Here is a 20,916-nt window from a genome sequence, read left to right on the forward strand (position 1 = left end):
GCCACGGGCTCAACTGCGGGGGCCGGAACAGGAGCGGGCGGAGTCTCCACAACCGGCGCAGCAGCAACAGGCGCGCTGGGGGCGAGAGGCGCGCGGGCGGCAGCGGCCGGCGGCGTCACCGCCGGGCGCGGCGCCGCGGCTGCGGGCGGTGCCATGCCGGGACGAGGCGCGGGCGTGATGACGCGCTTCTTGAGCACCTCCACCTGCACCACCTTGCTGCGGCCATGGCTGAAGCTCTGGCGGACGGAGCCTGCGTCCACCGTCTTGCCCAGCTCCAACCGCCCGCCTGGGCGCAGACTGAGGCGGCTCTTGGCCGCGTCCTGCTCGTTCTGGTCACTCATACCTTGGTCTTTATCCAATTCGTCTTGTTCATATGTCCGCGGCGAAAATCGCTCGCGTCATTCAGTCACAATTCTAGCCCTGCCCTAGACCCATAGCACAGGCTGAGCAATGGCGCGCAGTGCATTCCTGCAGCCGCGCGCACGCCGACACTCAGGAAGCCGGGGCAAAGGCTTTCAGCCTGGCCGCTTCCCTGGCGATGGATTCAGCCAATCGGCCCTTCGCCACCGCCACATGCACTGCACCGCCACGACCAAAGACCCGCCCCAGGCTCTCCGAGGGCAAGGCCAGCACCACTGGCATGGTGTGGCCACCGATCAGCCTCGCCCGCTCCGCCGGGCTGCCATCGCTCGCCTCCACCAGCAGGCCAACACGACCCGCCACCAGCCATTCCTGCACCTTTTGCCAGCCCGCAACGCTTTCACCGGCGCGGCGCGCCATGCCCAGCATATCCATTAGCCGCTGTTCCAGCATCGAGGCCAGAATCGCCGCAAAATTCTCCGGCAATTTCACCTGGGCCTTGGCCGCCCGATGAAACGCCCCCTTCTTCAAGGCCTGCTCCAACACACCAGGAGCCGCCTTGAGCCACATCCCCCGCCCCGGCAGCCGCCCGGCCAGATCAGGCACCAGGCTATTCTCCGGCCCCACGACAAAGCGGAGCATATCTTCCTTGGCTAGGCTTTCGCGCGTGACAATACAACGGCGAAGCGGGCCCTTTTCGGCGTCCTGAGGCTCGTTCTCCTCAGCACCCTGCCCTTGTGGGTCCTCCTCCTCAGCCATTGTCCCCTTCGGCGAACCAATGCTCGCGCGCGGCCATGATCACCGCATTGGCGGTATCCTCATCCATGGCGCCCTCGCCCAGGATCTCGACCAGCTCGTCGCCCGCCAGATCGGCCAGATCGTCGAGTGTCTTCACGCCCTTCTCGCCCAACGCCACCAGCATGGCCGGCGTCAGCACGTCGAATTCGGCGATGGCATCCTCCACGCCCAATTCGCGGCGCTTGGTGTCCAATTCGGCATCACGGCGCTCGAGGAATTCCACCGCGCGGCGCTTCAACTCAATGGCGATATTCTCATCGAACCCCTCAATCGAGGCAAGTTCCTCATCCTCGACCGCGGCAATCTCCTCCACGGTCGTAAAGCCCTCCTGCACCAGCAGGCCGGCGATCACGTCATCCACATCCAGCCCCTCGACAAAGAGGCCAGTGCGCTTGCGGAACTCTTCCTGACGGCGCTCGGATTCTTCCGCTTCGGTCAGAATATCAACGTCATAGCGGGTCAATTGCGACGCCAGGCGAACATTCTGTCCACGGCGGCCAATCGCCAAGCTCAGTTGGTCATCGGGGACGACCACTTCAACCCGCCGCCCCTCATCATCGAGCAGCACCTTGCTCACCTCGGCCGGGGCCAGCGCATTGACGATGAAGGTCGCATTGTCGGAGGACCAGGGGATGATATCGATCTTCTCGCCCTGCAACTCCGCCACCACCGCCTGCACGCGCGAGCCGCGCATACCCACGCAGGCGCCCACCGGGTCAATCGAGCTGTCGCGCGAGATCACCGCCATCTTGGCCCGCGAGCCCGGGTCGCGCGCCACCGCCTTGATCTCGATGATGCCGTCATAGATTTCCGGCACTTCCTGGGCGAACAGCTTGGCCAGAAACCCCGGATGGGTGCGGCTGAGAAAAATCTGCGGCCCGCGAGCTTCCTCGCGCACGTCATAAATATAGGCCCGCACCCGGTCACCATTCTTGAACGCCTCGCGCATGATCGTCTCATCACGCCGCAGCAGCGCCTCGGCCCGGCCGAGATCCACCATCAGGTTGCCGTATTCCGTGCGCTTGACCACGCCATTGATGATCTCGCCCACCCGGTCCTTATATTCCTCGAACTGCTTGCGCCGCTCCACCTCGCGCACGCGCTGAACGATGACCTGCTTGGCCGTCTGCGCCGCGATCCGGCCGAAATCGATGGGCGGCAGCGGGTCGATGATGAACTCGCCGGCCTGAATGCCGGGGCGGATCTTCTGGGCGATGCGCAGCGGAATCTGCGTATCCTCATTCTCCACCGGCTCCGCCTCAACCACCTCAGTCCAGCGCGACAGCCGCACCTCGCCATTGCGCTTGTCGATGGTGGCGCGGATGTCCTTCTCCAGCCCATATTTGGCCTTGCCGGCCTTGCCCATGGCCTGCTCCATGGCATCGAGCACCTCGTCGCGCTCGATCATTTTTTCCCGGGCGACCGCATCCGCCACCAGCAGCAATTCCGGGCGAGCGACGCTGACATCGAGAGCCATTTCAGTGTTCCTTGGCTTTGCCCGCGGGCTTGGCGCCGGCGGGTTGGGTCTTTTTCCCGCGTTTCGGCGGGCGGGGTGGGGTATCCTCAGCCTCAGCCTCGGCCTCGTCATCAAGGCCGCTGGCTACGGCACCGGCTGTGGCGGCAATCAGCTCATCGGTCAAAATCAGCTTGGCACGGCGAATATTACCGCGCGCCAGGGCAATATCTGAACCATCATCCAGCTTCATGCGCAGGGCAGCATCATCAATGCCCAGCAGCACACCGCGAAACCGCCGGCGGCCCTCCTGCGGAATATTCAGCTCCGCCGTCGCCAGATGGCCGAGGTAATTCAGGTAATCCTTGGTGCGGGTCAGCGGCCGGTCAATGCCCGGGCTGCTCACCTCCAGCATCCATTCGCTCTTGATGGGATCCTCAACATCGAGAATGGCGCTGACCTGATGGCTGATCGCCTCACAGTCAGAGACAGTGAAAACCCGCCCATCCGCCCGATCAGCCATGATCTGCACCACGGGCTTTTCCTTGCCCGACACCTGCACGCGCACAAGCTCATAGCCCATGGCCTCGATCGCAGGCGCAATCGTATCGGCGATTCGGCCCTCAAGCGCGTCATGCACTGGTCGTTCGATGGTCAAACAATGGCCCCAAAACAAAAAAGAGCGGCCCCGCAAGGCCACCCCCAAAGCGATCTGCGATGGATGTGATAGGCCCTAGATAGTGCGCAGCCCATGCCAATGCAAGGCTCTTGGCATGAAGGCTATGCGGCCCTTGGGTCTCTGCATGGGGGGAACTCTGGGTTCGGGAGGGGGTGCTGCGAAAGGCTGGCACGCAGGCATTGGGGAAGGCTCTGCCTTCCCCAAACCCCACCCGCAAAGAGCCGAAAGGCCCTTTGATCCCGATAAATTACCCCTTATCGGGGCGTTTCCACCGTAATGCTGGCACCGCCCAAATTGACACTCGCGGTTCGGCGGTACTGCGTCGTGTAATACCAATACCCCGCCGCGCCGATGGCAAGGCACGCCAGGATGATCACAATCAGGTTGGAATTGGATTTCACGCAGCATCTCCCATCCCCAGGCATCAGGGTTCTGCTGCTGCTAACGCCCCAACCCAGCCCAGGGTTGCGGCCCGCCTCACCCCGCTATGGCATAGGCCGGGCGGCGTGGGTCAGCGCCACCGGCCACCAGGCCCTTCTCCGGCAGGCTCAGCACCGCCTCCACCGCCCCGGCCAGCCAGGTGATCTCCGGCCAATCCTTCACCTCATGGCCCCGCGCCGCCAGCCCATCACGCACCGGCTGCGCCACCCGCTGCTCCACCGCTACCCGCCCCGGAAAATAATCAAACGGTGCAAAACTCGAAGGAAACGCATAGCTGGCAAAGCGCGGCGCCTCGATCGCCTCCTGCAATTCCATGCCGAACTGAAACACATTCAGCACCACCTGCAGCATCGCCTGAATCTGCACATCACCGCCGGGGGTACCAAAGGGCATCACCCCGCCTTCGCGCGTCACCATGATGGCCGGATTGGGCGTCAGCCTCGGCCGCTTGCCCGGCGCCACCCCCGAAGGATGCGCCGGGTCCGGCCGCGACTGACTGCCGCGATTCGAGGGAATAATCCCCAAACCCGGCACCACCGGCGAATTCCATGACCCATCCGAAGGTGTTGCAGCAAAGGCATTGCCCCAACGATCCACCACCGCCGCGAAAGAGGTATCCGCCTCCACCAATGGCAAGTCCAAACCGCTCGCCGCCGGCACCGAAAGCGCCCCCAAAATAGGCGCGGGCATCGCCGGATGCGCCCGCGCCCCCAAGCCCGCCGCCCGCGCCGAAATATGCCCAGGCGAGAGCAGCGCCTCGATAGGCACATCGCAAAACCGCGGATCACCAAAAAACGCCTCACGATCCGCCATGGCCAGCTTCACGCATTCCACCAGCGTGTGCAGGTAATCCTCGGAATTATGCGCCATGCCGCCAATACCCGCCGCCTCGGCCAGCAACAGCGCCTCGGTCAAGGCCGGGCCCTGGCACCATGGCCCGCAGGTCAGCAATTCATGCCCCCGCCAGGGCCGGCGCACCACCGGCTCGATTCGGCTGCGAAACCCCGCCAGATCCTCGGCCGAAAGCCAGCCGCCCTCCGCCTTCTGATGCGCCACAATTGCCGCCGCGATATCGCCGCGGTAAAAAGCCGCATGGGCCGCTTCCAGCCCCGCCTCACGAGTCGGCGCCGCGCGCGCCTCATCGGCCATATATTGCAACGTGGCGGCAAGGTCGGATTGCACAAAGCGCTCCCCCACCTCCGGCACCCGCCCACCGGGCAGAAAAATCGCCCGGTTGCTCTCCCAGCGCTCATATTCCGCGCGGTGGGCCAAAATGCTCTCCCGCAACAGCGGAAACACGGCAAACCCCTCGCGCGCATAGCGAATGGCAAAACTCGCCACATCCTCAAACCGCCAGGTGCCATGCCGCTGCAGCGCGGTGATCCAGGCATCGGGTGCGGCCGGCACCACGGTGCGGCGCACGCCATTGGGGATGGTCCCGCCATGCTCGCGCATAAAAACATCAGGCGGCAGCGCCGCCGGCCAATGCCCCAGCCCGGCAATGCTCTCCACCCGCCCATCGGCCAGCCGGATGAGAATCGGCGCCACCCCCGCCACATTCACCAAATCGGGCAGCAGCACGCCCAGGCACATCCCCGCCGCACAGCCGGCATCAATGGCATTGCCGCCATTCTCCAGAACCGCCATCGCGGCAGTGCTGGCCAGGTAGTGGCCGGCCGAGACGGCGTGGCGCGGGCCATAAACGGTGGGGCGCATGGCGTTTCTCCAAACTGCAACACCACCCTACAGCATCACCAGCCCCCCGAAAGCCGGAGATTGCCAGCCTCGTACTTCCAGCCGAAACTTCCCCCATGGAAGAATCACCCGTCTTCATCAGCCGCGACCCACGCGGCATCGTCACCGCAACCCTCAACCGGCCGCGCTTCGGCAATGCCTATAATGGCGCGCTGCTCGAGGCCCTGATCGAAGGCCTGCGCGCCCTCGCCCCCGACCCCACGGTCCGCGCCCTGGTCATCCGCGGCAATGGCAAGCATTTCCAGGCCGGTGCTGACCTGAATTGGCTGGCCGAAGCCGCCGAATACCCGCCCGATCGCGCCTATGAGGCATCGATGGGCACCGTCACCGCCATGCAATTGCTCAATGAATTCCCCAAACCCACCTTCGCCCTGGTGCGCGGCGCCTGCTTTGGCGGCGGGGCTGGCATGGTATGCTGTGTGGACGTCGCCCTCGCCACCCCTGATGCGCATTTCGGCCTCACCGAGGTGCGGGTCGGCGTCTCGCCCTCGCCCATCTCCACCCATATGGTCAATGCCATAGGCCTGCGCCACACCCGCCGCTACGCCCTGACCGGCGAGCGCTTTGATGCCGCCGAGGCGCTGCGCATCAACCTCGTCCACGAGGTGGTGGCCGAAGACGCGATTGAGGCCCGCCTCGCCCATATACTCGACGAAACCATGCTCAGCGGCCCCACCGCCATGGCCAATACCAAGGACAGCTTCCTCGGCGCCAATGGCCTCAAGCTCGATGCCAGGCAAATGTCGCAACTCGGCCATGAAAGCCGCACCCAGCGCGGCAGCGCCGAAGGCCGCGAGGGTCTGGCGGCCTTTCGCGAGAAACGCCGCCCTGCCTGGTACCAGCCGCCGACAAGCGGCTAAGTCATCCACAAGCAACGTCATCGAACCTTCACGAACTCGAAACAAAGACGACTTGCAGCCAACTTAGAACCGGGGGTTCATGCGGGGGGAGCAATCTCCCCAGTCACACGCTCTGGAGAAACCACCGTGCAAAACGGATTCAATCGCCGCTCGCTCATGCTAGGCGCCGCCACCCTTCCCCTCGCCGGCACCGCCATGGCGCAGCAGGCCACCATCACCGGCGCCGGCGCGACCTTTCCCCGCCCGCTCTATGAGCGCTGGAGCCAGGCAGCGCGCGAACCGCTGAGCGTCACGCTGAACTACCAGTCCATCGGCTCGGGCGGCGGCATCAACCAGATCACCGCCCGCACCGTCGATTTCGGCGCCACCGATGCGCCGCTCACCACGGCCCAGCTCACCGAGCGCAAGCTGCTGCAATTCCCCACCGTGCTCGGCTCCGTGGTGCTCAGCGCCAACCTGCCCGGCGTGGCCGACAATGCGCTGCGGCTGACGCCTGAAGTGATCGTGGACATCTTCTTCGGCCGCATCGCCCGTTGGAATGACCCCAAGATCGCCGAGCTGAACCGCGACATCCGCCTGCCGCCCCTGCCCGTCTCGCCGGCCTATCGTGCCGATGGCTCGGGCACGACCTGGGTCTTCACCACCTATCTCAGCCGCGTCTCCACCGAATGGCGCAACGGCCCCGGTGCCGGCACTGCCATCTCCTGGCCCGCCGGCAATGGCGCGCGCGGCAATGAGGGCGTGTCCAATATCATCCGCAACACCCCCGGCGCCATCGGCTATATCGAGAACGCCTATGCGGTGGTGAACCGGATGACGACGACGCAGATCCGCAACAAGGCCGGCGTCTTCCTCAAGCCCGAAATGCCGCAATTCCTCGCCGCGGCCGCGGCGGCTGACTGGTCGGTGCCAAACTTCGCCGCCGACACAATCGACCTGGCCGACCCCGCCGCCTGGCCGATCACCAGCCCGACCTATATTCTCCTGCCCATCGACCCGCCGGCGGAGAAGGTGGCGGCCAGCCGCAACACCATGCGCTTCTTCGACTGGGCCTTCTCCAATGGCAGCGAGATTGCCGGCCGCCTCGAATACATCGCCCTGCCGCAAAGCGCCCATAGCTTGGTCCGCAGCGCCTGGACCAACAATATCAAGGACCCGGCCGGCGCGGCCGTCTGGAACCCCACCCGCCGCTGATCTCACGGAGCGCGCTGGGCTTGCTTGCCCGGCGCGCCCCTCCCTACACCTTCTCGGAAGGGGCTTCACTTGTCTGACGTCATCACCAAGCGCACCACGCGGCGCAGTTCCGGCGCCTTTGGCGATAGCGTGTTTGAATGGCTGTGCCGCGGCGCCGGCCTGTTGGTCCTGGGCCTGCTGGGTGCCATTATCGTCACGCTCTTCATCGGCGCGCTGCCCGCCTTCCGCCATTTCGGCTTCGACTTTTTATTCAGCACCAAGTGGAACCCGGTGGAGGGGCGCGAGGAATTCGGCGCCGCCATCGCCATCATCGGCACCCTGCTCTCCTCCATCTTCGCCATCATCCTCGCCGTGCCGCTGGCCTTCGGCATCGCCTTCTTCCTGACCGAGTTGGCCCCGCAATGGTTGCGCCGCCCGGTCGGCACGGCGGTGGAATTGCTGGCGGCGGTGCCCTCCATCATCTTTGGCATGTGGGGCCTGTTCATCGTGGTGCCGTTCATCCAGAACCACATCCAACTCGCCTGGGGCGAGGAACTCTCCTCCATCCCGCTGATCGGTTGGGCCTTTACCAGCACAAACTACGCCGGCACCTCGATCTTCGCGGCATCCCTGGTCATCGCCATCATGATCCTGCCCTTCATCGCCGCCACCATGCGCGATGTCTTCGAGCAGGTGCCGGCGGTCTTCAAGGAAAGCGCCTATGGCATGGGGGCCACGCGCTGGGAGGTCGTCTCCCAGGTGGTCATTCCCTATACCCGCATTTCAGTGGCCGGCGGCGTCATGCTGGGCCTGGGCCGCGCGCTGGGCGAGACCATGGCGGTGACCTTCGTCATCGGCAATGCGAACCGCCTGCCAGGTTCGCTCTTCGATGCGACCACCACCATCGCCTCGGTCGTGGCCATGGAATTCCCCGAGAGCCTATCGGGCAGCCTGCAGCAATCGGCGCTGCTGGCGCTGGGTTTCATTCTCTTCATCATCTCGTTCATCGTGCTGGCGGCGTCGCGCTACCTGCTGCGCTCGCGTCTGAAGGGCTGACCCCATGAACGCCTCAACCGCCAAAACCCTGGGCATGCCGCAGAAAAACATCGTCGCGGCACGCGCCCTGGGCCGCCGCCGCCGCCTCGTGGACCAAACGGTGCGCATCTTGTGCATCATCGCCACCCTGATCGGGCTGTTCTTCCTCGGCTCGATCATGGTCACGCTGCTATGGCGCGGTGTCGCCACGCTGGACTGGATCACGCTGAGCCGGGAATTCCAGCCCACCACCTATGGCGACCCTGACGCGCCGCGTGGTGGTCTGCTGCACGCCATCTTGGGCACCTTGGTACAATCCGGGCTGGGCATCCTCATCGGCACGCCGATCGGCATCCTGGTCGGTACCTATCTCTCGGAATATGCCAAGGGCAGCAAGCTGGGCGAAGTGGTTCGCTTCGTCTCCGATGTGTTGCTCTCCGCACCCTCGGTGCTGGTGGGCCTGTTCGTTTACCAGATTCTGGTGCGTCCGGTGGGCGGCTTCTCGGGCATCGCGGGTGCTGCGGCCTTGTCCATCATTGTGATCCCCGTTGTGGTTCGCACCACCGAGGATATGCTCCAACTCATCCCCAATACGCTGCGCGAAGCGGTGGTGGGCCTGGGCGCGCCAAAATGGAAGATGGTCACGCTGGTCTGCTACCGGGCGGCCTTGTCGGGCATTGTCACCGGCGTGCTGCTGGCCTTTGCCCGCATCGCTGGCGAAACCGCACCGCTGCTGCTCACCAGCTTCGGCAATAACGTGGTCAGTTGGAACATGTTCGGCGCCATGGCCAGCCTGCCCATCTCGATCTACCAGCAGGCCAATTCCGGCTTCCCCGACCTGATCCAAATCGCCTGGACAGGTGCCCTTCTCGTCACCCTGGGCGTGCTCACCATCAATGTGGTGGCCCGCATCCTTGTCGCCCGCCGCAAGTAAGGAAATCGTGATGTCGACCACTGAAAACTCCATGTCGGGCAGCTTCGGCGGCGTCGAGGCGCGCTCCAGCGCAGCCCTGAACAGCCAATTGGCCATCGCCGTGCGCAACCTCGATTTCGTCTATGCCACCGGCGGCAAGAAGGCGCTCAACGCCATCAATTTCGACCTGCCCGAGCGCCAAGTCACCGGCATGATCGGCCCCTCGGGTTGCGGCAAATCCACCCTGCTGCGGGTGCTCAACCGGATGTACAGCCTCTACCCCGGCCAAAAGGCCACGGGCGAGGTGATCATGGACGGCAAGAACCTGCTCGATGATGATGTGGACATCAATGAGTTGCGCTCGCGCATCGGCATGGTGTTCCAAAAACCCACCCCCTTTCCCATGACCATTTATGAGAACATCGCCTTCGGTGTGCGCCTGCATGAGAAGCTGTCGAAGTCAGCCATGGTTGAGCGGGTGGAATGGGCCCTCACCCGCGCCGCCATCTGGGGCGAGGTGAAGGACAGGCTGCAATCCTCCGCCATGGGCCTCTCCGGCGGCCAGCAGCAGCGCCTATGCATCGCCCGCACCATCGCGGTGAAGCCCGAGGTGATCCTGTTCGACGAACCCACCTCCGCCCTCGACCCGATCAGCACCCTCAAGATCGAAGAGCTGATCGATGAACTCAAGCGCGACTTCACCATCGCCATCGTCACCCACAATATGCAGCAGGCGGCACGCTGCGCCGACCAGGTGGCCTTCTTCTACCTGGGTGAGTTGATCGAAATCGCCCCCGCGGCGCAGCTCTTCACCAACCCAGCCCAGCCGAAGACCCAAGAATACATCACCGGCCGCTTCGGCTGAGGAAGGACGGCACCATGCCCAGCAGTGAAACCCCGCATATCGTCCGCAGCTATGAGGAAGATCTCAAGCGCCTGCGTGACATGATCGCCCGCATGGGCGGCCTCGCAGAGCGCCAGGTGGCCGATAGCGCCAGCGCCCTCATCCGCCGCGACACCGAACTCGCCGCCGAAGTGGTGTCGCGCGACGCCCAATTGGACGCGCTGGAGCGCGAGATCGAGGCCTTCTGCGTGAGGCTCCTCGCCCTGCGCCAACCCATGGCCGGCGATCTTCGCCTCATCGTCACCTCAATGAAGATCAGCTCGGATCTGGAGCGCATCGGCGATTACGCCCGCAATGGCGCCAAGCGCGCCATCGTCATCTCCAGCCAGCCGCAATTCGCCAGCCTCAACGGCTTCTGCCGCCTCGCCCATCTGGTGCAGGAAAACCTCAAAGGTGCCATCGACGCGCTGGTCAATGATGATCTCGCCCGCGCCGATGAGGTCTGGAACGCCGATCAGCCGGTCGATGACATCTATAACGGCATCTTCCGCGAATTGCTGACCTTCATGATGGAAGACCCGCGCAACATCACCGCCGCCACCCACCTGCTCTTCGTGGCAAAGAACCTCGAACGCATCGGCGACCACGCAACCAATATCGCCGAGCGCGTCCATTACGCCATCAGCGGCCATATCCTGCCCGATGAGCGGCCAAAATCCGACAGCTCCGCCTATGCCGTCGTCCGCCCACCGCAATGATAGGAGCAGCACGCATGCCTGAAGGCTTCCCCGGTATGGCCAAGCCCACCATTCTCATCGTCGAGGATGAGGCGCCCCTGCTGACTCTGCTGCGCTACAACCTGGAAAAACAGGGTTTCCGGGTAGAGGAGGCGACAGATGGCCAGGAAGCCCTGCTGCGCGTCGCGGAAAACAAACCCGATCTGGTCCTGCTGGACTGGATGCTGCCCTCCCTCTCCGGCATCGAGGTTTGCCGCCAGATCCGCCGCCGCCCCGCCACCCGGGACCTGCCGGTGATCATGGTCACCGCCCGCACCGAGGATCAGGACGCCGTGCGCGCCCTCGATATCGGCGCCGATGACTACATCACCAAGCCCTTCGCGGTGGAAGCGCTGCTCGCGCGCATCCGCGCCCTGCTGCGCCGCTCGGGCACCGTGCCCACCAAGGGCACCCTCACCTTCCTCGATCTGTCGATGGATCAGGACGCCCATCGCGTGGTGCGCAATGGCCGGGCCCTGCATCTGGGCCCGACGGAATACCGCCTGCTGGAATTCTTCCTCATGCATCCCGGCCGGGTTTTCTCGCGCGAGCAAATGCTCGATGCCGTCTGGGGCCGCGACATCCATGTCGAGCCGCGCACCGTGGATGTGCATATCCGCCGCCTGCGCAAGGCGATCAACGCCGAGGGCGAGGTGGATATCATCCGCACCGTGCGCAGCGCCGGCTACGCGCTGGACCGCGAAGAGGTATAAGCCCCGCCAACCCCTTGCAGAGCCCGGCGCCAGCCCCGAAGCTGGCGCCCAAGCAATTGGGGGTTTGGAAATGGTCTATCATCCGTCATGGCGCGGCCTGAGTTTTCACGATCAGGTGCCCACCGGCACCACCTCGCCCCGCGCCTATCTGGAGGCCTGCCTGGAGCGCATCGCCGCGCATGAGCCGGTGGTGCAAGCCTTCGTCACCCTCAATATCGAAGGCGCCCGCGCCGCCGCCGATGCCGCCACCACCCGCCGCGCCGCCGGCCGCCCGCTCTCGCCCATCGATGGCATGCCCATCGCCATCAAGGACCTGATAGAGACCGCCGATATGCCCACCCAAATGGGCTGCGCCGCCTATGAAGGCCATTGGCCCCGGCGGGACAGCGCCATGGTGGGGGCGCTGCGCGAGGCCGGCGCCATCATCCTGGGCAAGACCGTCACCACCGAACTTGGCATGAGCGAACCCGGCCCCACCACCAACCCCTGGAATGCCGCCCATACCCCCGGAGGCTCCTCCTCGGGCAGTGCAGCCGCGGTCGCCGCCGGCTTCGTACCCGTGGCCATCGGCACCCAGGTGGCCGGATCCATCATCCGCCCCGCCGCCTATTGCGGCAATTGGGCGCTCAAACCCACCCAGGGCGGCATTCACCGCGGCGAGCGCCAGGGCACCAGCCAATCCACCGCCGGCCCGCATGGCAATACCGCCGAGGATATCTGGGCCGTCGCCCGCGAAATCTCCTCCCGCCTGGGGGGCGACCCCGGCACACCCGGCGTGATGGGCCCCATGGCCACCCCCGGCCCCCGCCGCCCCATGCGCCTCGCCATCATGCGCACCGAATGCTGGCCGCGCATCGACGCCACCTCCCAAGCCGCCTTCGAGCGCTTCGTCCGCAGCCTCGATGTCGAGATTCTCTGGCCCGAGGACCACCCCCTGCTCGCCGCCCTTGAGCGCGCGCTCTCTCAGGCCATGGCCATCGGCACCCGCATCACCGCCTTCGAGAATCGCTGGGCCTATCGCAGCCTGCCGCGGGATAAAATCTCGGCGAGGATGCGCGCCAGGCTCGATGCCTCCGCCACCGCCACCGCCGATGACTACGCCTCCCTCCTCGCCGAGCGCGCCGCCATGCGCGCCGCCCATGCCGCCATCGCCCCGCTGGCCGATGCGCTGATCGCCCCCGCCTGCCCCGGCCCCGCGCCGCTCTGGAACCCCCAGGCGCCCGACGCCGCCGCCAACCCCCGCCCCACTGGCGACCCTTCCTGCAATGCCGGCACCTCGGCGCTCGGCTGCCCCGCCGTCACCCTGCCCATGCTGGCGGTGGGCGGCCTGCCCATGGGGGTGCAACTCATCGGCCAGCCGCATCAGGATGCGCAGATGCTCGCCTTGGCACGCTGGCTCCACGCCGCCGCCGCACCCGTGGCGATGTGAGCATAGTCGCATTGCTGCGCCTGCCGGATTACCGGCGGGTGTGGCTGCTGGGTGGCATCGCCAATGCCATGCGCTGGCTGGAAATCCTGGCCGGCACGCTCTGGGTGTTCGAGCAAACCGGCTCGGCGCTGGCGGTCTCGGCCGTGGTGATGATGCGCGCTTTGCCCATGCTGCTGCTCGGCGCCATGGCCGGCGCCCTGGCCGAACGCTTCGACCGAAGGCTGGTCCTGGCCGGCCTCCAAGCCACTTCCGCCGTCTCGGCCGGCTTGGTGGTGCTGCTGGCGGTGACGGGCCTGCTGCAACCCTGGCACCTCATGGCCCAGGGGCTGATCGCCGGCCTCTCCTGGTCGGGCGAGATGGCCACGCGGCGGCGCATGGCGGCCGATCTGGCGCCACCGGGCGAGATCGTGCGCGCCATCGCCTTCGATACCCTCACCGGCAGTTGCACCCGCGCCCTCGGCCCGCTGCTGGGCGGCGCGCTGTTTCAATGGACGGGCCTGGCCTTCGCCGTCGCCATAGCCTGCTTTTTCCACCTGGTGGCGCTGGGCCTGGTGCTGCGCATCCGCCCACCGCCCCGCCCGGAAGGCCCGCTGCCCCCCCTCTCCTTCGCCGGCATTGCCGAGGCCGCCGCCTTCGCCCGCCGCGAACCCCGCCTGCGCCTCGTGCTGGCGATGACCCTGGTGATGAACATCTTCGCCTTCGCCTATGGCGCCGTGCTGCCGGCCTTCGGCGCGGTGGCCTTTGGCGTCTCCGGCGCCGCAATCGGCCTGCTGGCAGCAGCCGAGCCCTTCGGCGCGCTGCTGGGTGGGCTATGGCTCACCCTGCGCCCCGGCCGCCCGCCCGGGCCGGCCAGCTTCGTGCTCGGCTCGGCCAGTTTTTTGGTCCTGCTGCTGCTGGTGGCGCAGGTGCCGTCCTATTGGCTGGCGCTGGGGCTGCTGTCGCTGGGCGGCTTGGGCACGGCGCGCTTCTCCGCGCTGCAAACCTCCATCGCCATGTCAGCGGCCCCTCCAGCCATGCGCTCGCGCGTGCTGGGCCTGGTCACCACCTGCATCGGCTGCAGCCCGCTGGGCGTGCTGGCCATGGGCGCACTGGCCGATGGGCTGGGGCCAAGGCTGGGGATGGTGGTGATGGCGGGGGCTGGGTTGGCGGTTTTGGCGGTTTTTTTGGTGCGGGAAAGGCTGCGGGAGGGCGGACAAAACCACTGACCGATCACCGCGCCGGCGATCATAACCCGCCGCCCCCCCCGCCCGCACACCATAAACCTTGCCTTTACCGGTAAATTTTCCTATAAAACCCCAGCGCTGTTTGACATCCCCATCCGCCCCCAAACACCACATCCTGTGGCCCAACACCCCAACCACACCAAATCTGGTATTTGTCCGAATACAACACTTTTCCGACCATCACCCCACCCGGTCGCCATAGCCCTCCGGATGAGCCACATGCCAATCCCAGGCCGTGCGCACAATATCATCCAGCCTGTCATGCACCGGCCGCCATTGCGTCTCCGCCTTGATCCTGGCCGAACTCGCCACCAGCACCGGCGGGTCCCCCTCGCGACGCGGCCCGATATGATGCGGCACCTTCTGCCCAGACACCCGCTCAATCGCCGCAATCACCTCAAACACCGAATGCCCGGCACCATTGCCCAGATTATAAGCGACCGAGCCCTCCTCCAGCCGTGGCAGCACCGCCAGATGCGCCGCCGCCAGATCCGCCACATGCACGTAATCGCGCATCGCCGTGCCATCGGGCGTGTCATAATCCGTGCCGAATACACTCACGGGCGTCGTCCGCCCCAACGCCCCCATAATGGTCCGCGGGATGAGATGCGTCTCAGGGTCATGATCCTCCCCCGCCCGCCCCCCCGGGTCAGCCCCGGCCGCATTGAAATACCGCAGGCAAGCGCTGCGCAGCCCATGCGCGGCTTGCGCCCAGCCCAGCGCCTTCTCCACCATCAGCTTGCTCTCGCCATAAGGGTTCACCGGTATCGCAGGCGCATCCTCGGCAATGGGAATATCCCGCGGCACGCCAAAAATCGCCGCCGTGGAACTGAAGACGAAGCGCAATACCCCCGCCTTCACCGCAGCCTCCGCCAGCCCCACCGAATTATTCACATTGGCCCGGACATAATGCAGCGGCTGGCGCATGCTCTCCCCCACCAGCGAGAGCGCCGCCAGGTGAAACACCGCATCAAACCGCCAGCCGGCAAACACCTCCGCCACATCTTTGGCAGAGCCCAAATCCGCCTTGACGAACGCAGCCCCCGGCGCCACGGCAGCGCGATGGCCGGTGGAGAGATTGTCCAGCACCACCACCTCATCGCCGCGATCCAACAGCGCCAGAACAACATGGCTGCCAACATAGCCGGCACCGCCGGTGACGAGATAACGGGCCAAGGCGCATACTCCAAAACAATCCAGGGTCAGGCTTTTCTACCAGCGCTTTATGGCCAAGAAACGGCAGGTCAGGCCCGCCGCCGCCACGCGGCCCAGAGCAATGCCAACCGATCCGCCGTGCCGCGCTGCCGTGGCCGCCCCGCCGCCAGCCGCCGCAAATCCCGCCGGGCCAGCACGGCCGGCAGCGCCGCCGCCAGCAACCCCGGCGCCCAGCCCCGCGGCCGCGGCGGCATACCATCCGCCGCCAGCCGGGCCACCAGCGGCGCCAGGCGCTGCGGCGCGGCCATCGCCTCATGCAGGCTCAAACCAGCACCGGCCAGCGCATCCAGCGGCAAAAGGCACCGCCCCCGCGCCGCCAGGGCCTCCACATGGCCCAGCAAGGCTGCCAGACCCTGCGCCGCGCCCATCGCCTGCAGCGCCACCAACTCCGCCGGTGCCGCCCCCAGCAGCCGCCCCGCCGCCACCGCAAAACCGCCATGGCTGCCGCGCAGGTAGGCGGCGAAGGCCCCCTCGCTGGGGATGCCCTCCTCATCCAGCTCCGCCTCACGCGCATCGGCCATGGCCAGCAAATCCTCGCGCAGCAGCAGCCCCTCAGCCATGGCAGCGCAGAGCGGCGTCGCCACCTCATGCCGGCGCGGCGCCTCCAGCGCATCGCGCCACCATTGCAGCCGAATGGCCGCGATCATCGGATTGCTCGCCACCTCCCGCGCCCGGCCGAGTTCATGATGATAGGCAATGAGCGCAAACAGCGCCTCACGCCGCTCCGGCGGCGCGAAAAGGGCGCAGAAAAAACGGTCCGGCTCGCGGGCGCGGGCCAGGGCGCCGATTTCAGACAGGGCTTGCGGCATGGCCTTGTGTAATAGGTTGGTTGACGCCCCGCCAGTCGCCGCTTACCTCGCTACCATCCCAACAGGAGCAACCAAAATGCCCTTCAGCCTTCCCTCCCTGCCCTATTCCGTCTCCGCCCTTGCCGCCAATGGCATGTGCCAGGAGACGCTGGAACTGCATCACGGCAAGCATCACAATGCCTATGTGACGGCCCTGAACGGCCTGATCGACAGCAAGGGCCTCACCGGCAAGAGCCTGGAGACCATTGTGGCCGAGGCTGGCCGCGCCGGCGCCGATGGCCTGCCCGTGCTCAACCAAGCCGGCCAGCATTGGAATCATGACCTGTTCTGGCAGGTGATGTCCCCCAATGGCGGTGGCGACAAGCTGCCCGCCAAGCTGGCTGCCAAGATCGACAGCGACCTCGGTGGCCTCGCCGCCTTCAAGGAAGCCTTCAAGGCCGCCGGCGTCACCCAGTTCGGCTCCGGCTGGGCCTGGCTGATCATCGCCCCCGATGGCAAGCTGAAGGTGACCAAGACCGCCAATGGCGCCAACCCGCTCTCCACCGGCGAAGGCCAGCCGATCCTCGGCGCCGATGTCTGGGAGCACGCTTATTACCTCGACTTCCGCAATGTCCGCCCCAACTACCTCGACAATTTCCTGAACAAGCTGGTGGCTTGGGATGTCGTCGAGAGCCTGATGGAAAAGGGTGGCCTGACCACCGGCCAGACGGCCTGAAAAGGCCAAACCCATCCTCGCGGCGCCCCGCCGCGAGGATGGTATTATCTCAGCCCAGCGCCAGCAGCGCGGCGGCAAAAGCCTCCGGCGCCTCCTGCGGCGGGTTGTGACCCACGCCAGGCAATACACGGCGCTCAAAGCGGCCGGTGAAACGTGCTGACGGCTCAGACGGGGCCGGGTTCACCCCGTCGCTGCCGCCATGAATATCAATGCTGGGCACGGTGATATCGGGCTGCGCCGCCAGCGCCGCCTCCATGCCGTAATGCACCGCATCGCCGGGCACCAACCCGTAGCGGTGGCGATAGGAATGCACCACCGTCTCGACATAATCCGCATTGTGCCAATGCGTGGCGGAGGCTGCGAATTCCGCCTCGGAGAAGCGCCAATCGGGCGACCACATAGACCAGAGCAGCCGGGCGAATTCCTCGCGGTGACGGGCCAGGCCCAGCGCACCGCGCTCACCATGCAAATACCATTGATACCAGTGGCGCATCTCACGATCCGGCAGCGCGGGCTCGCCGCTGCGGGCGATGTCCTGGATATTATAGCCAGTGCAGGTCACGAGCCCCGCGCAGCGCGAGGGGTGGAGGGCTGCGATGATGCAGGCCGCCCGCCCGCCCCAATCATAGCCGGCCAGAAGCGCCTGCGGGATTGCCAGCGCATCCATCAGCGCCAGCAAATCCGCCCCCAGCGCCGCCTGCGCGCCGGAGCGCAGCACGCCGGACCTCAGCCGGGTTTCGCCATAGCCGCGCAAATGCGGCACCAGCACCCGCCGCCCCGCCAAATGCGGCAGCACCGCATCATAGCCGCGGGCGGAATAGGGGAAGCCGTGCAGCAGAATGATGGGCAGGCCATCTTCCGGCCCATGCTCCTCCACGGCGATGATCGCCTGGGGGGTTTCCACCAGGCGCATCATCGGATCAGGCCTTGGCGTCGTTGGCGGCCTGCGGCTTGATCACGCTGCCGATGGTGCCGCGCACCAGGGTGACGCGGACATTGGGCGCAATCTCGGCCTCGATCTCATCCGAGCCTTCGGTGACCTTCTTGATCTCCGCCACGATACCGCCGGCGGTGATCACCTTATCGCCGCGCTTGAGTTCGCTGAGCATGCCGCGATGCTCCTTCATCTTCTTCTGCTGCGGGCGGATGAGCAGGAAATAGAACACCACGAAGATGAGGATCAGCGGGGCCAGCTGCATCACCATGGCGCCAGCACCGGCTGCGTCCTGCGCGTAGGCGGGCGAGATGAACATGGGTTAAGGCTCCGTAAGGTTTGTGTTGGACCGGAACCTAGCGGCGTGCCCGGGCGCGTCAAGCGCCGCATGCGGGCGGGGTGCTGGACGTGGCGCCGCATCCGGGCCAAACGCGCGGCCATGACAAGCCTGAACGACGCCCTTCTTCTCCGCATCGCCGAAGCGCTGGAGCGCCTCGCACCCCCGCCGGCCGACCGCCTCAGCCTCGATGGCGCCGATGCTTTCGTCTGGCATCCCGGCCCGCCGGCCAGGCTCGATCCCGTGCCGCATGTCGCGCGCGTCGAACTCACCCTGCTGAAGGGTGTGGAGCGACAAAAGGCCATTCTGATGGAGAATACCCTGCGCTTTGCGGCGGGGTTCACCGCCAATAACGCCATGCTCTGGGGTGCGCGCGGCACCGGCAAATCCTCACTGGTCAAGGCCGCCCATGCGGCGGCGAATGAGGCGCATCCCGGTGCGCTGGTGCTGTTGGAAATCCAGCGCGAGGATATCCGCACCCTGCCCGACCTGCTCAATGTGCTGCGCCTGCAAAGCCGCCGGGTGCTGGTGTTTTGCGATGACCTCTCCTTCGAGCGCGAGGATGCCGATTATAAGGCGCTCAAGAGCGTGCTCGATGGCGGCATCGAGGGAAGGCCGGCCAATGTGCTGTTCTATGCCACCTCGAACCGTCGCCATTTGATGCCGCGCGACATGATCGAGAACGAGAAATCCACCGCCATCAACCCAGCCGAGGCGGTGGAAGAGAAGGTGTCGCTGAGTGACCGCTTCGGTTTGTGGATCGGCTTCCACAACACCGATCAGGATACTTTCTTTGCCATGATCGAGGGCTATGCCGAGGCGATGGCGCTGCCGATCGAGACTGAAGCGCTGCGCCGCGCTGCGGTGGAATGGTCGGTCACCCGAGGCGGGCGCTCGGGGCGGGTGGCCTGGCAATTCATCCAGGATATGGCGGGGCGGCTGGGCGTGAAGCTCTGATCCACCGCCTTGGTAGCGGCGGTGATGCGGCATTTGTTCTCAGCGACTTGCTTTATTTGGCCCTTATTTTCTGAGCGGATGGCAGTGGGTGGCAGGGCTTGCCGCCGCCGAGCCTGGGCCTGGCTGTGCAGTTCAGCGCAGGCTCGGCCAATCTGCGCGGCGCAGCATGGGCAGTTTGCGGCGCGCTGACGGCCAGTGCTGCGGGTGATGCAACCTCGCGCGGGGTGATTCGCAGGGCTGTTGCAGTTTTGCCGCCACAGTGTGGCATTGCGCGATTATGCGGATGGATGAAGGAAAATCCTCCGATCAGGCAAAGTTATCCACAGGCCACTTCCGCAAATCACGCGAAATTACCCATTGTATCAATTTTCGCGGTTGCCGCCTCATCCCCGGCACGGGACACAACGCGGCAGGAACGGGTCAGTTGCACCCGTGGGGCTTCAGAAGGAATATTGGATGCGGTATCGCACGCTGGCGCTCGGTTTTTGTCTCGGCCTCGGCTTCACCGCATTGCCGGTGGTGGCGCAGGCGGCCAGGCCCGATGCCCGCAACGCGCAACCCAATGACAGCGCCAGAGCATCCACCGCTCGCAGCGGCGCGGCCGCTGCCACCACCCGCCCGCGCACCACGCAGGCCAGAAACCGCAGCGCCCTGGGCTACTCCGCGGGCATATCCTGCGTGCCCTATGCCCGGCAGGTGACCGGCATGGAGATTTCCGGCAATGGGCGTGATTGGTGGTATAATGCCGCCGGCCGCTACGCCCGTTCCAGCCGCCCAGAGCCGGGCGCCATCCTCTCCTTCCCCGCCTCGGGCGGTATGCGCTCGGGCCATGTCGCGGTGGTAAGCCGCGTCATCAATAACCGCCTCATCGAGATCGACCATGCCAATTGGGGCGGCCCGGGCATCCGCCGCGGCTCGATCATGCAAGGCGTGGATGTGATGGATGTCTCGGCCAATAATGACTGGACCCAGGTGCGGGTGCAGGTGGGCTGGAGCAATGAGAATTTCGGCCGGCCTTATTCAACCCATGGCTTTATCCTCAACCGCCCCGATACCGGTTCGGATACTGACTTCGCCTCCTATGGCATCTCCGGCCGGCAAAGCAGTGCGGTGTGGCATGCTGGCTCACGCGCCTCAATGCGAGCCGTGGCCTATCGCCCGGGGGCGCCCAGCCGCCGCAACGAGGCGCGCACCTCGCGCTAACGGGAACTGCACAAGGCTGCTGGTGGCGGAAAAGAAAGAGCGAGGGGCTTTGCCCTCTCGCGCTCTCCCCCCCAGGGTCGACATATATGTCGATAATTTTATTGGACCTTTGATATTTTTGAGATCCAATTTTATTTATAAACTCTCACTATATTTATCATAAAATAATATTTAATAGTATTTTCATTCCCTCAAACATTTCCAACTGAACGAATTATGTGAAAAACCCGCAGTTGAATGAAGGTGCAGGAAACTAAGTTTCCTGCTGGGGTGCTCGAGGGGCAAAGCCCCTCG

20 protein-coding genes and 1 pseudogene are annotated in these 20,916 nt (G+C 65.5%); 12 read left to right on the top strand and 9 right to left on the bottom strand.

Going from position 1 to position 20,916, the window contains the following annotated elements; all coding sequences use genetic code 11:
* Positions 1–164: 164 nt before the first annotated feature.
* The 5 genes and pseudogenes from ABWP84_RS07620 to ABWP84_RS07640 form a co-directional block, all read right to left on the bottom strand.
* Positions 165–341: pseudogene (locus tag ABWP84_RS07620) on the bottom strand (translation initiation factor IF-2 associated domain-containing protein); the annotation flags it as partial.
* Between the two features lie 151 nt (positions 342–492).
* Positions 493–1,119 carry an RNA-binding protein gene (locus tag ABWP84_RS07625; protein ID WP_353211416.1) on the bottom strand — a complete coding sequence of 209 codons (627 nt, stop codon included), beginning with the start codon at positions 1,117–1,119 and terminating at the stop codon, positions 493–495.
* Positions 1,112–2,635 (bottom strand): transcription termination factor NusA, encoded by a 1,524-nt coding sequence (gene nusA, locus ABWP84_RS07630; protein ID WP_353211417.1) that lies wholly within the window; start codon positions 2,633–2,635, stop codon positions 1,112–1,114. Before nusA ends, ABWP84_RS07625 begins: the two co-directional genes overlap by 8 nt.
* A gap of 1 nt (position 2,636) precedes the next feature.
* A complete protein-coding gene (rimP, locus tag ABWP84_RS07635; protein WP_353211418.1) occupies positions 2,637–3,269 on the bottom strand; it encodes a ribosome maturation factor RimP in 633 nt (210 codons plus the stop codon).
* 498 nt (positions 3,270–3,767) lie between these two features.
* Positions 3,768–5,447 carry a gamma-glutamyltransferase gene (locus ABWP84_RS07640; RefSeq protein ID WP_353211419.1) on the bottom strand — a complete coding sequence of 560 codons (1,680 nt, stop codon included), beginning with the start codon at positions 5,445–5,447 and terminating at the stop codon, positions 3,768–3,770.
* A 95-nt stretch (positions 5,448–5,542) separates the two neighbouring features.
* Between ABWP84_RS07640 and ABWP84_RS07645 the strand changes: the two genes are divergently transcribed.
* The 9 genes from ABWP84_RS07645 (at position 5,543) to ABWP84_RS07685 (ending at position 14,434) form a co-directional block, all read left to right on the top strand.
* Complete coding sequence (locus ABWP84_RS07645; RefSeq protein ID WP_353211420.1) at positions 5,543–6,346, top strand: enoyl-CoA hydratase-related protein; 804 nt, start codon at positions 5,543–5,545, stop codon at positions 6,344–6,346.
* A gap of 126 nt (positions 6,347–6,472) precedes the next feature.
* Positions 6,473–7,540, top strand: a complete 1,068-nt coding sequence (pstS, locus tag ABWP84_RS07650) for a phosphate ABC transporter substrate-binding protein PstS (RefSeq protein ID WP_353211421.1) — start codon at positions 6,473–6,475, stop codon at positions 7,538–7,540.
* 69 nt (positions 7,541–7,609) lie between these two features.
* Entirely contained in the window at positions 7,610–8,575 is a 966-nt protein-coding gene (pstC, locus tag ABWP84_RS07655) for a phosphate ABC transporter permease subunit PstC (RefSeq protein ID WP_353211422.1), read from the top strand.
* Positions 8,576–8,579: 4 nt separating this feature from the next.
* A complete protein-coding gene (pstA, locus tag ABWP84_RS07660) occupies positions 8,580–9,488 on the top strand; it encodes a phosphate ABC transporter permease PstA (RefSeq protein WP_353211423.1) in 909 nt (302 codons plus the stop codon).
* Between the two features lie 10 nt (positions 9,489–9,498).
* A complete protein-coding gene (gene pstB, locus ABWP84_RS07665) occupies positions 9,499–10,332 on the top strand; it encodes a phosphate ABC transporter ATP-binding protein PstB (RefSeq protein ID WP_408904251.1) in 834 nt (277 codons plus the stop codon).
* 14 nt (positions 10,333–10,346) lie between these two features.
* Positions 10,347–11,069, top strand: coding sequence for a phosphate signaling complex protein PhoU (phoU, locus tag ABWP84_RS07670; RefSeq protein WP_353211424.1), 723 nt, complete (start codon positions 10,347–10,349; stop codon positions 11,067–11,069).
* A 14-nt stretch (positions 11,070–11,083) separates the two neighbouring features.
* Entirely contained in the window at positions 11,084–11,800 is a 717-nt protein-coding gene (gene phoB / locus ABWP84_RS07675) for a phosphate regulon transcriptional regulator PhoB (RefSeq protein ID WP_353211425.1), read from the top strand.
* Positions 11,801–11,870: 70 nt separating this feature from the next.
* On the top strand, positions 11,871–13,229 hold the full coding sequence (locus ABWP84_RS07680; protein ID WP_353211436.1) for an amidase: 1,359 nt from the start codon (positions 11,871–11,873) through the stop codon (positions 13,227–13,229).
* Complete coding sequence (locus ABWP84_RS07685; protein WP_353211426.1) at positions 13,226–14,434, top strand: MFS transporter; 1,209 nt, start codon at positions 13,226–13,228, stop codon at positions 14,432–14,434. Before ABWP84_RS07680 ends, ABWP84_RS07685 begins: the two co-directional genes overlap by 4 nt.
* Positions 14,435–14,632: 198 nt before the next feature.
* Here ABWP84_RS07685 and galE read toward each other — a convergent pair whose 3' ends face one another.
* Positions 14,633–15,628 carry a UDP-glucose 4-epimerase GalE gene (gene galE, locus ABWP84_RS07690; RefSeq protein WP_353211427.1) on the bottom strand — a complete coding sequence of 332 codons (996 nt, stop codon included), beginning with the start codon at positions 15,626–15,628 and terminating at the stop codon, positions 14,633–14,635.
* A gap of 68 nt (positions 15,629–15,696) precedes the next feature.
* Positions 15,697–16,476 (bottom strand): squalene/phytoene synthase family protein, encoded by a 780-nt coding sequence (locus ABWP84_RS07695; RefSeq protein WP_353211428.1) that lies wholly within the window; start codon positions 16,474–16,476, stop codon positions 15,697–15,699.
* A gap of 76 nt (positions 16,477–16,552) precedes the next feature.
* On the opposite strand from ABWP84_RS07695, the gene ABWP84_RS07700 reads away from it, so the two are divergent.
* Positions 16,553–17,191 carry a superoxide dismutase gene (locus ABWP84_RS07700; protein ID WP_353211429.1) on the top strand — a complete coding sequence of 213 codons (639 nt, stop codon included), beginning with the start codon at positions 16,553–16,555 and terminating at the stop codon, positions 17,189–17,191.
* Positions 17,192–17,240: 49 nt separating this feature from the next.
* Here the strand turns inward: ABWP84_RS07700 and ABWP84_RS07705 are convergent, their stop codons facing one another.
* Complete coding sequence (locus ABWP84_RS07705; RefSeq protein WP_353211430.1) at positions 17,241–18,107, bottom strand: alpha/beta hydrolase; 867 nt, start codon at positions 18,105–18,107, stop codon at positions 17,241–17,243.
* Positions 18,108–18,111: 4 nt separating this feature from the next.
* Positions 18,112–18,444, bottom strand: a complete 333-nt coding sequence (gene yajC / locus ABWP84_RS07710; RefSeq protein ID WP_353211431.1) for a preprotein translocase subunit YajC — start codon at positions 18,442–18,444, stop codon at positions 18,112–18,114.
* Positions 18,445–18,564: 120 nt separating this feature from the next.
* Between yajC and ABWP84_RS07715 the strand changes: the two genes are divergently transcribed.
* Positions 18,565–19,419 (top strand): ATP-binding protein, encoded by an 855-nt coding sequence (locus ABWP84_RS07715; protein ID WP_353211432.1) that lies wholly within the window; start codon positions 18,565–18,567, stop codon positions 19,417–19,419.
* 456 nt (positions 19,420–19,875) lie between these two features.
* Positions 19,876–20,622 (top strand): CHAP domain-containing protein, encoded by a 747-nt coding sequence (locus tag ABWP84_RS07720; RefSeq protein WP_353211433.1) that lies wholly within the window; start codon positions 19,876–19,878, stop codon positions 20,620–20,622.
* Positions 20,623–20,916: the final 294 nt, after the last annotated feature.

This window comes from Rhodovarius sp., assembly GCF_040399605.1.
Lineage (GTDB): Bacteria > Pseudomonadota > Alphaproteobacteria > Acetobacterales > Acetobacteraceae > Rhodovarius > Rhodovarius crocodyli_A.

Bases quoted from the DNA above. Each gene is read 5' to 3' on its own strand.
- ABWP84_RS07695 (WP_353211428.1), bottom strand. From the start codon at position 16,476: ATGCCGCAAGCCCTGTCTGAAATCGGCGCCCTGGCCCGCGCCCGCGAG.
- ABWP84_RS07645 (WP_353211420.1), top strand. From the start codon at position 5,543: ATGGAAGAATCACCCGTCTTCATCAGCCGCGACCCACGCGGCATCGTC.
- nusA (WP_353211417.1), bottom strand. From the start codon at position 2,635: ATGGCTCTCGATGTCAGCGTCGCTCGCCCGGAATTGCTGCTGGTGGCG.
- yajC (WP_353211431.1), bottom strand. From the start codon at position 18,444: ATGTTCATCTCGCCCGCCTACGCGCAGGACGCAGCCGGTGCTGGCGCC.
- ABWP84_RS07680 (WP_353211436.1), top strand. From the start codon at position 11,871: ATGGTCTATCATCCGTCATGGCGCGGCCTGAGTTTTCACGATCAGGTG.
- ABWP84_RS07705 (WP_353211430.1), bottom strand. From the start codon at position 18,107: ATGATGCGCCTGGTGGAAACCCCCCAGGCGATCATCGCCGTGGAGGAG.
- pstB (WP_408904251.1), top strand. From the start codon at position 9,499: ATGTCGACCACTGAAAACTCCATGTCGGGCAGCTTCGGCGGCGTCGAG.
- ABWP84_RS07700 (WP_353211429.1), top strand. From the start codon at position 16,553: ATGCCCTTCAGCCTTCCCTCCCTGCCCTATTCCGTCTCCGCCCTTGCC.
- ABWP84_RS07640 (WP_353211419.1), bottom strand. From the start codon at position 5,447: ATGCGCCCCACCGTTTATGGCCCGCGCCACGCCGTCTCGGCCGGCCAC.
- ABWP84_RS07720 (WP_353211433.1), top strand. From the start codon at position 19,876: ATGCGGTATCGCACGCTGGCGCTCGGTTTTTGTCTCGGCCTCGGCTTC.
- phoU (WP_353211424.1), top strand. From the start codon at position 10,347: ATGCCCAGCAGTGAAACCCCGCATATCGTCCGCAGCTATGAGGAAGAT.
- ABWP84_RS07715 (WP_353211432.1), top strand. From the start codon at position 18,565: ATGACAAGCCTGAACGACGCCCTTCTTCTCCGCATCGCCGAAGCGCTG.
- phoB (WP_353211425.1), top strand. From the start codon at position 11,084: ATGCCTGAAGGCTTCCCCGGTATGGCCAAGCCCACCATTCTCATCGTC.
- ABWP84_RS07625 (WP_353211416.1), bottom strand. From the start codon at position 1,119: ATGGCTGAGGAGGAGGACCCACAAGGGCAGGGTGCTGAGGAGAACGAG.
- pstA (WP_353211423.1), top strand. From the start codon at position 8,580: ATGAACGCCTCAACCGCCAAAACCCTGGGCATGCCGCAGAAAAACATC.